Origin of the sequence: uncultured Proteiniphilum sp. (assembly GCF_937873925.1) — a bacterium.
Classification (GTDB): domain Bacteria; phylum Bacteroidota; class Bacteroidia; order Bacteroidales; family Dysgonomonadaceae; genus Proteiniphilum.
Window position 1 is genome coordinate 1 of record NZ_CALNAT010000263.1, and the last position, 12,953, is coordinate 12,953.

Genomic DNA, 12,953 nt, shown 5'->3' on the forward strand with positions numbered 1-12,953 from the left:
GGGGTCGATGGGGGTTCCCAACCCCCTCTACAAAATGGATCTGCTGACGCATGACGGACGTTCGGCCGAAGATGGAGAGCAGGGTGAAATTATTTTCTATACCGGCGAAAAGCGGCCGTTGTCCCTGTTCAAAGGGTATTACAGGGATGAAGAGCGCACGCGGGAGGTATATGCCGATCATGTGTATCATACGGGCGATATGGCCTGGCGCGACGAAGACGGGTACTACTGGTTTGTGGGACGTACCGACGACGTGATCAAGAGTTCAGGTTACCGCATCGGACCGTTTGAGGTGGAGAGCGCCGTGATGACCCATCCTGCCGTGGTGGAGTGCGCCATTACCGGCGTGCCCGACGAGATCAGGGGACAGGTAATCAAGGCAACGGTTGTACTGGCGGAAGAGTACAAAACGCAAGCGGGTGAAGAGTTAGCCAGAGAGATTCAGGAGCACGTAAAAAATGTGACAGCCCCCTATAAATATCCGCGGCTGATTGAATTTGTAAACGAGCTGCCGAAAACCATCAGCGGAAAAATCCGCCGGGTAGAGATCCGGGAAAAATCAGAAAACAGGCCTTGATCTCACGTAAAAAATGTAATTTTGTAATATAGATTCAAGATTTAAAATTCAAGATTCAAGATTTGGAATGTAAATTGCAAATCAGCGTAGCTAAATCTGAATTAAAAATCAGCGTAGCTAAATATTGAATCTGGAATATGAAATTAAAAATAAATTAATCATATGAAAAAAGCATACGTATTCCCCGGTCAGGGCGCCCAGTTCGTGGGTATGGGTAAAGAGTTGTACGAAACATCGCCCCTGGCGAAAGAATTGTTCGAAAAAGCGAATGAAATACTCGGGTTCCGGATCACCGACCTGATGTTTGCAGGAACCGACGAAGACCTGAAACAGACAAAAGTGACACAGCCGGCTATCTTTCTGCATTCGGTGATCCTGGCGAAAACGCTGGGCGAAGAATTCAAACCCGACATGACGGCAGGGCATTCCCTGGGTGAATTTTCCGCATTGGTAACTGCCGGCGCCTTATCGTTCGAAGACGGCCTAAAACTGGTATATGCCCGTGCATTGGCCATGCAAAAGGCATGTGAAGCGAACCCGTCGACAATGGCTGCGATCCTGGGACTTTCTGATGAAAAGGTGGAAGAGATCTGTGCATCGATAGAGGAGGTGGTGGTTCCCGCCAATTATAATTGTCCGGGACAGATCGTTATCTCCGGATCGATGACAGGCATTGAAAGGGCATGCGAATTAATGAAAGAGGCCGGTGCCAAACGTGCATTACCGCTGAAGGTAGGCGGCGCTTTCCATTCACCGCTGATGGAACCTGCCCGCGTAGAATTGTCGGAAGCGATCGAATCGACCCGCTTTTCCGCACCAGTTTGTCCTGTGTATCAGAATGTATCCACCACAGGTGAAACCGATCCCGAAACCATCAAGAGAAACCTGATCGCACAGCTCACCTCACCGGTCAAATGGACACAATCGATACAAAACATGATTGCAGACGGCGCCACGGAGTTCGTGGAACTTGGCCCCGGAAGCGTATTACAGGGACTGATTTCGAAGATAAACAGAGAGGTCTCCGTTTCAGGGAAGAGTTGAATTAAACTTTGTTAGGAGAGTTTTTTTGTTAAAATCGAAATTAGAAAATACATTTGCACTGTAACGCAATTACTAAAACAGAAAGCTATGCAAAAATTACTGTTCATATTTACATTCATTGCGTCTGTTGCATTCTCTGCACACGCGCAGGAAGAATTTTTCAGCGCTCCCGATTTTGCGCAGATCGAAAGGAACATAAAAGAACCGACTTCTTCCTATTATCATCCGAAACTGATGGAAAAATATATGGCCGGCGATGAGAAAATGACCCTCGAAGAGGGACGGCATCTCTATTTCGGCTTTATCTATCAGCCGCAGTATATGCCTGTGGACACCTCCGCCTATAACAACAAGCTGGCGGAAGTGTTATCGAAAAAATCGTTCACGCCGACTGATTATACCAGTATCCTGCAATATTCCGACGCGCTGCTGCTGGAAGACCCGTTCAACCTGCGCGCGTTGAATGCCAAGCTGCTGGTATACGCACAGCAAAACAATGCCGAAGAGTATAAAAAAGTGGCACAGCAAAGACATGTTGTGCAGAATGCGATTGCAGGAACCGGGGACGGGATGTCGGCCGACACACCTTTCTACGTGATCAAGGTAGCGCATGAATACGATATACTTCCTTTCCTGGGATACAATTTCGGAGGCGAAGATAAGATCCTGAGCAGCAAAAAGGTGAATTATCTCACGCTCGCAGACAACCGGTTCGGTGTGGAAAGGGTATATTTCAATATCTCTCCCATCCTTGATCACCTGAATGCGCGCGGCGGAGGTAAGATGTAAATAAGAAGCTAAATTCTTATTATTTTATCCGCCACATTTTCAAAATCTTTCAGGTGGGTAGCCATCAGTATAGCAATATCGGGGTACCGGCGTTTGATATTCCGGAAAATGGCAATCGCATTTTCGGAACTTATACCGGCTGTGGGTTCATCTACAACCAACAGTTGCGGTTCTTTGAGTAGCGCCTGTGCCAGCAACAGCTTTTTCCGCTGTCCACCGCTCAACGTTTCGCCGTTTTCCCCTAACCAGCTTCCCAAACCATCGGGGAGCGACAAATGCCAGCTTGCCAGATCGACCGTTTCCAACACCTGCTCAATCGCTTCGTCGGGGTAACCCTCGAAGTTTTCACGTAATGTCCCGGTAAGCAGATAAGCTTTTTGGGTAACATACACACACTCCGGTACAGGCAAATGCGATAATTCCTTATCACCGTTCCATGTCAACGAGCCGCTCCGGCGGTATTCGGGATAAAAAAGACTATTCAGCAGTGTGGTTTTCCCTTTCCCCGTTTCTCCGAAGAGCGCAACCCATTCCCCTTTTTTTATCTCTAACGACACTTCCCCGGTACGCACAGGGGCGTCGGGGATTTTTGCACTCATATTCTTTACACTTACATTTTCCAGAGAACAATGAACCTGTACTGTTTCAACCGGTTGTTCGCCCTGTTCGATAATCGAGTCAACATCCCTGATCTGATGCGCAACCGAACTTTTTTCCGATTTTCCGGAGAAAAGCATCTCAGACAACTCGGCTTGCGCCATGATACCGAAGAAAATCCCGATAGCCGTCGGGGCATCGATACCATAGTTGCCCGAATTCCAAAGCAGGAAAGCAGCCATATAGCTAAATCCAAGCCCGGCAATCAGTTGAAGATAAAATGAGTTAGTTTGCAACCTGTTTTCCAATCGTTCGAGTTGCCACAATTTTTGCTCATATTGTCCGATAGCTTTCTCTTCCAGATTGTATTTCGAGATCTCTATCCGTCCCCTGAAACTTTGGATGAGCGCCTGGTTATTCTCTTCGCGATGCGTTTTCAGCGCTTCATAGAGTTTTCCGTTTTTTCGAAAGAACAGTTGGGGGACAATAAACAGAAGAACGGCGGCAGAAATCAGAAACTCAATGGCTATGACGTGCGAAAACAGGGCGATAAAGAGAAAGTAGATGCCGAGCGAAAGTATCAGCGCAGCAAAGGGCAAAAGCCATAAAAGGATGTGGTTGAGTATCTGGTCGATGCCGTGCGTACTGTTTTCGAGCAGCGTAGAGTTGTTGTTGACCTGCTTTTTGAAATAGGGGAATTTGGCGACCGATTGAAAAATTTTCAACTGCAGGCTTTGCTGCACATCGAGCGTAGTCTTGTGGTTTTCCAACCGCTCGAAATACCGCGTCGCCGTGCGCAGCAGCGCCAGTAAACGGATAATGGCAGACGGGATCAAATATGAAAATGCGGTGTTTGCCGTAATAAATACCACGCTGCAAATGGCCAGAAACCATCCTGAAATAGCCGGAAGGGCAACGAATGCCACCGTCCATAGAGCCAGCAGCAAAAATCCCTGCAGCCATTTGCCCGCGAAGGGTTCTAATATCCGTTGTACGATAAATTTATGCATACTTCATCTGTTCTCCCCAATTTAAGTTAAGGATTGTATCGGCCACGGCATCGAACATCTTTTCGTGCGAGGCGACGATTACCAACCGTTCTTCGGCTAATTTTACAATTTGCGGAAGAATAATTTCGATAGTATCGGCGTCCAAATTAGCTGTAGGCTCATCCAGAATCACAACCGGCCTCGGGTGCAGCATCATCCGGGCAAGCGTGACCAGTTGTTTTTCGCCGCCTGAAAGTTGCTTGCCGTTATGGCTCAACCCGGTTTGCCAGCCCTCCTCTTTTTTAATAAGGATCTTATCCAAAAACTCAGGATACCGGTCGTGTTTGTCTGCTTCTTTTTCGAGAAACACGTTGTATCGCAGCGTTCCGTCGAAGATGAAAGGAAACTGGTTCATGTACGACGAGTTCGCTTTCAGCCATTGATGCGACCATGTGTTGTCTTTCCCGTTTACCGAAACCGTACCGTCTCGCGCAAACAGGCTCCCGGCACATATTTTCAACAAGGTGGATTTTCCCGAACCCGAAATACCTTTCACCAGCACCAATCCTTTCATTGGCAATCGCAGATGGATGTCGTGCAATACCTTGACCGGCGAATCGGGATAAGTAAAGTTCAAGCTTTTGATCTCAAAATTGTTAATCATTTCGTTCGTGTCGGCCAAAGGTGGAGCGATCTCTTCATTCAGTATCGGCATCAACAACTCTGCCGACGCCAAGGCTCTGTTCCGGTCGTGGTAAGCGCTAACGAATTTCCGCAAATAAAAGAAAAAATAAGGCGTAAGGGTAAGCAAAAACAGCGCGGTACGGAAATCATACCCTTTCCCGTAATTGGGACCAGGCATAATTCCAAGCAGGCTCATTCCCAGGTAAATAGCAATAGCCGCAATACAAATCGTAACAAAAAGTTCCAATACCGCCGAGGACAGGACGGCAACCCGCATCACGCTGGTAGTCGCTTTGTTCAATTCCTTACTTTTTCCCGACAAAAAACGGTATTGCACTTTGAAATTATCTAAATTGACAATTTCGGCAATGGTTTGGAGACGGTTGTAAAAAACGGCCGAATATTTCAGGAAAAGATTGACATGTTTTTTGTGGAGCGCTTCGGCACCCACACCGATGACGGCCATTTGCATGGGAATGACCAGCAGCGAAACCAGCAGTATGACAGCGACCCATTTCTCCACCCAAAAACTAACCGCTAACAATAATGTACTGACCACAACCGTTGCCACGGAATAAGGGATGAAAAAAGCAAAAAAGGGTTTCAGGTCGTCGCTGATCCTGGTAACATACAAGGCACTTGACGTGGAATCCAATTGGCTGTTGTTGAGTAATACCGGATAAATTTGTTTTTTGATTCTGGAAACAATTATATTCCCTGCATTGTAGTTGCACTGCGACGCAAAATGGGCAAAAATATACCTGCCCGTGAGAAATGCCGACGCATACAGCAGCAGGTTGGGCAAAACCAGTCCCTCGTTGAGCCATGAAGCCGCAAATTCCGACAAATACCAGCAAAAAACAACAAAACATCCCGCGCTTACAATGGTAAATACTGAAGCTATAATATACGGACCTTTTGCTTCTATCATCTTCTTACCCAGCCACCGGGAAGCGCTTTCCTGATCTGAACTCATTGATTGTCTGTGATTTTATTTCCCCATTACTGAAAAGAGGGGATATTGAATGAACTGAGTGGTTCTTATTTTATTACCAACAAAGATAATTATTTTAAACAAATAAAAATCATAAATCAGGTTTCCCGGATCTTAAAACCATTTCCTCCTCTTAAAATACCAGAGCATACCGGCGGCAACCATCACCATCACTCCCCAGACAATAAAATATCCGTATCGCAGATGCAGTTCGGGCATATTGTCGAAGTTCATTCCATACACGCCTACAATGAATGTGAGCGGGATAAATACCACTGAAAAGACAGTTAACAGCGCCATTATATCATTCAGTTTCGTGCTCATGGAAGAATGATAAATATTCAACTCGTCATACAGCAGTTCACGGTAATACTCCAGTAGTTCTACTACCTGGTTTATATTATCCTGGAGTTCTTTGTAGTGTTTTTCGTTTGCCGGAGCGATAAAGTCGCTATCCGATTTTGCAAGGCTTATGATCATCTCCCTGGCAGGTCTTATATAACGCCCCAAATTACTGAGCTCACGTTTGAGAAGGTTGATTATTTTGAGGGTTTCCCTGCCGGGATGAAGCACCATCCTGTTTTCCAGGTCTTCAATCTTTTCGCCGAGTACACCCAGAATAAAGATATAATTATCGATTACTATATCCAGCAGGGCAAAGGCGAGATAATCAGCGCCTAATTTCCTGAATCTCTTAGAGTGCTTCCTGATCCGCTCCCTTACAGGATTAAACAAGTCGCTCTTCTCTTCCTGAAAAGTGACCAGCAGGTTGTCCATCATCACAAGGCTCAGGTTGTCGACCGATACCTGATTCGTCTCTTCGTCGAGTTTCATCATTTTTACAGAGATAAAAAGGCCATGGTCGAATTCATCCATCTGTGGACGTGTGCCGGGCTCCATCACATCCGATAAAATATCAGCCGGGATTTGCAGGGTATCTACCAACTCTCCCATCAATTTCTCATTATGTAATCCGTCGATATTCACCCAGGTAAGGGTATCGGTATTTTTATAAGGCAGCAGTTCTTCTACCGACCGGATTGTCGATTCATCCACCTTTTCGAAATCGATATCGAAAAGAGTGATTCGTATCTCTTCGGAGCGGTGCCGGCCGCGAAATTTCAGTTCATACGGCGAGAGTCCGATATCTTCTTTGCGCTTGAGTGGAGTGTGGGGCATACGCATACGTCAGGAATTACCAAATACAAATTAAAAATTATGAAGTTGCAAGGTACAAAACTTTTTCGCATATTGTAAATATACATTATAAAAAACCGCCCCGGCATTCACCAAAGCGGTTTTTACATAGCCATCGAACAAAATTTCCGTTTTATAAGCAGCCGGTTCAGATAAACTCTCATTGCTATCCATTATCCTTTATCCATTATTTGCGCACTGAGAGGTAACATGAAGCTATAGAGTAATAACGAAAAAAATAATTTCCAACTCATAATCTTTTTTGAAAATAGGACATCTCTTGGTTACGATCGGTTACAAATTGATTATAAAAAATAATCCGCTCCCGACCCTGTCTGACAAAACAGGCTCGGAGAGCGGATCTGTAAATATAAAAAATTATACGCTTACTTACTCGTCCATCAGCACACGCATGATATCACATGCCGATTGGGTGATCGAGCTTCCCGGCCCGAAGATGGCCGATACACCGGCACGGTAAAGGAAATCGTAATCCTGTGCAGGGATCACACCGCCCGCAATTACCACGATATCGGGACGGCCGAGCCGTTTCAGTTCTTCGATCACCTGCGGCACAAGCGTTTTATGTCCGGCAGCCAGAGAAGACACACCCAATACATGCACATCATTTTCTATGGCCTGACGGGCTGCTTCGGCCGGCGTCTGGAACAAGGGTCCCATATCTACGTCGAAGCCGCAGTCGGCATAACCGGTAGCGACCACTTTGGCGCCGCGGTCGTGTCCATCCTGTCCCATTTTGGCTACCATGATCCTGGGTCTACGCCCCTCTTTTTTGGCAAACTGGTCTGTGAGGGCGCGCGCTTTCTCGAGCGTCGGCGCCTCTTTCGATTCTGCTGAGTACACACCTGAAATTGTTCTGATTACTGCATTATAACGTCCCACTATTTTTTCACATGCGTCGGAGATCTCTCCCAGCGTAGCACGTACCCGCGCAGCCTCTACCGAGAGTTCGAGGAGGTTGCCCTGTTTGGTCTCTACGCAGCGGGTGATGGCCTCGAGCGCTTTTTGTACCGCTTCATTGTCACGGCTGGCTCTCAGTTGACCGAGGCGTTCCACCTGCTGCTTACGCACCTCTGTATTATCGATATCGAGAATATCGATAGGATCTTCCTGATCGAGCCTGTAGCGGTTCACACCAATGATGGCCTGAACGCCCGAGTCGATACGCGCCTGCGTACGGGCGGCCGCCTCTTCGATACGCATTTTAGGAATGCCGGTCTCGATAGCCTTGGCCATCCCTCCCAGTTCCTCTACTTCCTGAATAAGTGTCCATGCCTTATCGACCAGTTCCTGTGTAAGTGATTCCACATAGTAGGAGCCTGCCCACGGATCAACCTGGCGGGTGATCTGCGTCTCTTCCTGAATATATATCTGGGTGTTACGGGCGATACGGGCCGAGAAGTCGGTCGGCAGCGCGATGGCCTCATCGAGCGCGTTGGTGTGGAGCGACTGGGTATGTCCGAGTGCAGCAGCCATTGCCTCGATACAGGTACGTCCCACATTGTTGAACGGGTCCTGTTCGGTGAGCGACCATCCCGATGTCTGTGAGTGGGTACGCAACGCCATCGACTTGGGATTTTTAGAACCGAAACTCTTTACGATCCTGGCCCATAACAGGCGTGCGGCACGCATCTTGGCTATTTCCATAAAATGGTTCATACCAATAGCCCAGAAGAACGAGAGACGGGGCGCAAAAGCATCCACATCGATACCGGCGTTGATACCGGCGCGCAGGTACTCGATACCGTCGGCCAAGGTGTAGGCCAACTCGATATCGGCGGTGGCGCCGGCTTCCTGCATGTGATATCCGGAGATGGAGATGGAGTTGAATTTGGGCATCTTTTGCGAGGTGAACTCAAAAATATCGGCGATGATCTTCATTGAGAATTCCGGCGGATAGATATAGGTATTGCGCACCATGAATTCTTTCAGGATATCGTTCTGGATGGTACCGGCCATCTCTTCCAATTGCGCCCCCTGTTCCTGTGCAGCTACAATGTAGAATGCAAGGACAGGCAGTACGGCGCCGTTCATGGTCATGGATACCGACATCTTGTTGAGCGGGATACCATCGAACAATATTTTCATATCTTCCACCGAACAGATGGAGACACCGGCTTTTCCCACGTCACCCACTACCCGTTCGTTGTCGGCGTCATAGCCGCGGTGCGTGGGCAGGTCGAACGCTACGGAGAGCCCTTTCTGTCCCGAGGCAAGATTACGGCGGTAGAAAGCATTGGACTCCTCTGCAGTGGAGAATCCGGCATACTGACGGATGGTCCACGGACGCATCACATACATCGTGGAATAAGGACCACGCAGATAAGGCGGCAGGCCAGCAGCATAATTCAGATGCTCCATACCCTGAAGGTCTTCTTTCGTGTAGACCGGTTTTACCGGGATCTGTTCCGGCGTAAGCCAATCGGCTTTGATCTCGTTTTTTTCAGCCCATTCGGCCACATCGGTCGAAGAAAAGCCGGCTGAGTGAAGATTGATATCTTTAAAATTTGGTTTCATATTTTTTAGACTTTTAGAATCAAGAACCAAGAATCAAGACATTTTGATTTGGTTCATTAAAAATTAGGTGTTTTCTCGCTACGGCATAATCCAAGCAAGCTTGTCTTCTGCTCGTTTAGCTTAACGAAAACATTCGATTGTTTTATTTTAATCACCTTTGTATTATGGAACGCACCGTCATTTGTACCCCTATCCTTAATTACATCTATATAAACGAAGCTATTACATTGCCGGCCACCATCAGCAGACTGAACAGCAGCACCAGTTGGGCCGTATAGGTATCCAGAAAACGGATAATACCCAGATCGTCCATGGTCGCCTTTCTCATCAGTTTGATATTTTTAATGGCAAACGGAAAACTGAGAAGGACTAAGAACGTCCAGTTAGTCAACATCTGTATCATCACCATGATCGCGATCAGCAGATAGGCTGCCAGCAGTATTGTCTGATAAAAAATCTGAGCGCCTTCCAATCCCATATTCATGGCCTGGGTGCGTATACCGGCTTCTTTATCCTGCAACATATCGCGTGTATTATTGGCATGCAGTATAGCCACGATGAGCAGTCCTACGGGTGTGATCACCAGCAGTACGGGCCAAAGCAACTGTGCGGTCATGACATAAGCCACACCCAAAGCGATCGACAAGCCGTAACAAATGAAGATGAGCAGGTCGCCCAGTGCCACATACTTGAATTTGTAGTAGAGCGTGGAGCTGATAATACCGATAACCCCTATAAACAGTAACGGCAGTCCGGTATGCAACAGGAGATAAATTCCCAGCAAAATACCGATAAAGAACACTGTATAGCCGTAATAAAGCACCGTGGCAGGCTTGAATATCCCCAATACGATCAGGCGGGGCGGACCGGTCTTCTCTTTCCGGTCTACTCCGCTCATATAGTCGTGATATTCGCCTATCAGATTTCCCGCCATATGGAAGATAATCGCGCCGAAAAAGGCCAGAATACCGTAGGTCCAGTTCAATTCAACTATTCCTTCCCTTTTATAGAGATAAAAGACATAAGATATGGCTATCAGCGCCGGTGATGCCGATGCAGGGAACGCCCACGGATGCGCTACGATGATCCAGTTTTTCAGTTTCCCTTCTCCGTCCATAATTTAATTAGAATAAAGAACAAAGAGTAAAGAGCAAAGACTTTACCTTTCATCTTGTTGATATAATCTATCTTTAAAAGAATAAATCATCTTTTGCAGTTCGATTATCTTGTCTTTATATAGTTCATATTTTTCAACATCGATATATCCCAAATTCATTGCAACTATCAACTCTGTTCCAAGCTCAAGCAAAGAACCGTGTGCAATTTCGAGAAACCGGGCAAAATATTTATAACCAGACTTTGCCGACCCTTCTGCAATATTAGTCGGACAAGAAATTGCTGCACGTTGCATTTGTGATATTAAACCGAACCTTTCATGAGTTGGGAAAGTATGGGTTAATCTGTAGATATCTGTAACCAGATCAACAGATTTCAACCAAATATTTAACTTTCTGAAATGATGCATAAAAGTTATCCTAACTCTTTATTCTTTACTCTTTACTCTATAACAAAAGCTTCTCATTGAATGTCTTCAGCGTCTCCAACACATTGCTGCGCACATTGATGAAGTGCTCGACACCGATCGCTTTGAGATCGTCCGCACATGCGGGAGCGCCGGCCACCACGAAAAGTTCCTTACCCCCTTTAAGCAGGTTGTATGCTTCGGGAGCCAGGGTAACATATTCATCGTCGCTAGAGCAGAGAACCACCACATCGGCGCCTTTTGCACGGGCCGCATTGACTCCCTCCTCAACAGTTTTGAAACCGAGGTTGTCAATGAGCTCATACCCGGCGCAGGCGAAGAAATTGCTTGAGAACTGCGAACGTGCCAGACGCATGGCCAGATTACCGATAGTAAGCATAAACACTTTGGGCGTTTTTCCGCTCCGCTCGGTGGCCAGACGTAACTCGTCGAAAGCATTGGAGAGACGGCGGGTGTTGAGCCGCTTGAGCGGTCTGTTTTGTGCATCGTCGCTTCCGCAACCGCAATGTGACGCCGCATCTTCCATCTTTTGGCTCATGGCCTCCCCGAAGTTGGGATATTGATTGGTACCCAGCAAGATCTCTCTTCGGTTAGCTGCCGCATTAAAGCGGGCATCGGCCGAAGCATTGACGGCATCCTGTACACTGCCTGCCTTAAGCGCTTCATAGAAGCCGGTTTCTTCGGTCTTAAGGAATAACTTCCAGGCCTGTTCAACCAGTGCAGCGGTGAGCGTTTCAATATAATAGGATCCGGATGAAGGATCTGTGATCTTATCGAAATGGGACTCCTCTTTCAGCAGCAGTTGCTGGTTCACGGCAATACGTTCCGCGAAAGCGGTGGGAGTCTCGAAGGCTTCATCGAAAGGACGTACCGTAAGTGAATCGACAGCGCCGATAGTGGCAGACATCGCCTCCGTTTGTGTGCGCAGCATATTCACATAAGGGTCGTACAATGATTGGTTGAATCGTGAAGTGGATGCATGGATATTCATTTTCGCGGCACAACGGCAGGTACCGTCGTCGGCTTTGTTGTCGCAATCATGTGCACATGCCGGTTCGTAAGCAGCCACAATCTCCGCCCACAGCCAGCGTGCGGCACGGAATTTGGCGATCTCCATGAAGTAGTTGGAGCCGACGCCAAACTCAAATTTTATTTTTTTTGCAGCCATTGACGGGTCGACGCCCTTTTCGATCAGCGCCGACAACACCTGGTTTCCATAGGAAAGGCTGTATCCCAACTCCTGATAGCTGTAGGCTCCGGCATTATTCATTCTGTCCCCGGTCACGGTAATGGCACGATAGCGGGGAAGCGGCGCCGTAATTTTCACTATCTCTACGGCCTTTTCCACCCAGTTGGGTTCGTCAATCCCTTTTTTCAGTATTTTCCTGAAGGGATCGAATTCTATGGATCCGAAGCATTCCATCACGTTGAGATTCCGCGACCGGATATATGCTGTTACCAATCCTGCCAGGTCGAGGGTGCGCGAAATACAGGTGCTGAAGTTCAGCTCGACCTTATCAGGAGCAACCCCCTGAAGGAGTGTCTCCAGGTTTTCAGCCGAAAGTTCATTCTTCGGCAGACGAAAACCAAAAGAGGTAATGCCTCTTTCGAGCAGGGCAAGTGTTTTCTTGTTGGCCTCTGCGAAATCCTTCACGTTGATCTCCTGACGTACATACCACTTATTATCCTTTCTGGTGCTGCGTACATAAGGAAACTGACCCGGCAGATTCTCGGCCGCACGGGATCCTTCTATATCTTCCGCACGATAAAAAGGATTCACATTAAACCCTTCATTGGTTCTCCATACCAATTTTTTGTGGAAGTCGGCCCCTTTCAGGTCCTTTGTAATAACTTCCATCCACTCATCGGTGGAAACGGGAGGAAAACCGGTGAAAAGTTTCTCTCTCTGATTACTCATAATTTACTGTTTATTTATTATTTTGAGGTTCATTAAAATTAGTCGTTTTGAGTCGCCTTCGCTCCTCGATTTCCAATTCTCGC

General features: G+C 47.2%; 9 protein-coding genes and 1 pseudogene. 3 read left to right on the forward strand and 7 right to left on the reverse strand.

The genetic code is table 11. The annotated features are described in order from the left end of the window. The 3 genes and pseudogenes from Q0502_RS18805 to Q0502_RS18815 form a co-directional block, all read left to right on the forward strand. A pseudogene (locus Q0502_RS18805) lies at positions 1-577 on the forward strand (AMP-binding protein); the annotation flags it as partial. Between the two features lie 162 nt (positions 578-739). Then, positions 740-1,621 carry an ACP S-malonyltransferase gene (gene fabD, locus Q0502_RS18810; RefSeq protein ID WP_298654100.1) on the forward strand — a complete coding sequence of 294 codons (882 nt, stop codon included), beginning with the start codon at positions 740-742 and terminating at the stop codon, positions 1,619-1,621. Positions 1,622-1,708: 87 nt separating this feature from the next. Further along, complete coding sequence (locus Q0502_RS18815) at positions 1,709-2,410, forward strand: DUF4919 domain-containing protein (RefSeq protein ID WP_298654102.1); 702 nt, start codon at positions 1,709-1,711, stop codon at positions 2,408-2,410. Positions 2,411-2,418: 8 nt separating this feature from the next. Here Q0502_RS18815 and Q0502_RS18820 read toward each other — a convergent pair whose 3' ends face one another. The 7 genes from Q0502_RS18820 to Q0502_RS18850 form a co-directional block, all read right to left on the reverse strand. Then, positions 2,419-4,017: an ATP-binding cassette domain-containing protein gene (locus Q0502_RS18820; RefSeq protein ID WP_298654104.1), complete on the reverse strand. Its 1,599-nt coding sequence runs from the start codon at positions 4,015-4,017 to the stop codon at positions 2,419-2,421. Continuing rightward, positions 4,010-5,656, reverse strand: a complete 1,647-nt coding sequence (locus Q0502_RS18825) for an ATP-binding cassette domain-containing protein (protein ID WP_298654106.1) — start codon at positions 5,654-5,656, stop codon at positions 4,010-4,012. Before Q0502_RS18825 ends, Q0502_RS18820 begins: the two co-directional genes overlap by 8 nt. A 132-nt stretch (positions 5,657-5,788) precedes the next feature. Further along, positions 5,789-6,853 carry a magnesium/cobalt transporter CorA gene (gene corA, locus Q0502_RS18830; RefSeq protein WP_298654107.1) on the reverse strand — a complete coding sequence of 355 codons (1,065 nt, stop codon included), beginning with the start codon at positions 6,851-6,853 and terminating at the stop codon, positions 5,789-5,791. A gap of 408 nt (positions 6,854-7,261) precedes the next feature. Continuing rightward, positions 7,262-9,409, reverse strand: coding sequence for a methylmalonyl-CoA mutase (scpA, locus tag Q0502_RS18835; RefSeq protein WP_298654109.1), 2,148 nt, complete (start codon positions 9,407-9,409; stop codon positions 7,262-7,264). A gap of 205 nt (positions 9,410-9,614) precedes the next feature. Beyond that, entirely contained in the window at positions 9,615-10,526 is a 912-nt protein-coding gene (locus Q0502_RS18840; protein WP_298654111.1) for a prenyltransferase, read from the reverse strand. A gap of 42 nt (positions 10,527-10,568) precedes the next feature. After that, positions 10,569-10,934 carry a four helix bundle protein gene (locus Q0502_RS18845; protein ID WP_298654113.1) on the reverse strand — a complete coding sequence of 122 codons (366 nt, stop codon included), beginning with the start codon at positions 10,932-10,934 and terminating at the stop codon, positions 10,569-10,571. Between the two features lie 37 nt (positions 10,935-10,971). Next, entirely contained in the window at positions 10,972-12,870 is a 1,899-nt protein-coding gene (locus tag Q0502_RS18850) for a methylmalonyl-CoA mutase family protein (RefSeq protein WP_298654115.1), read from the reverse strand. Positions 12,871-12,953: the final 83 nt, after the last annotated feature.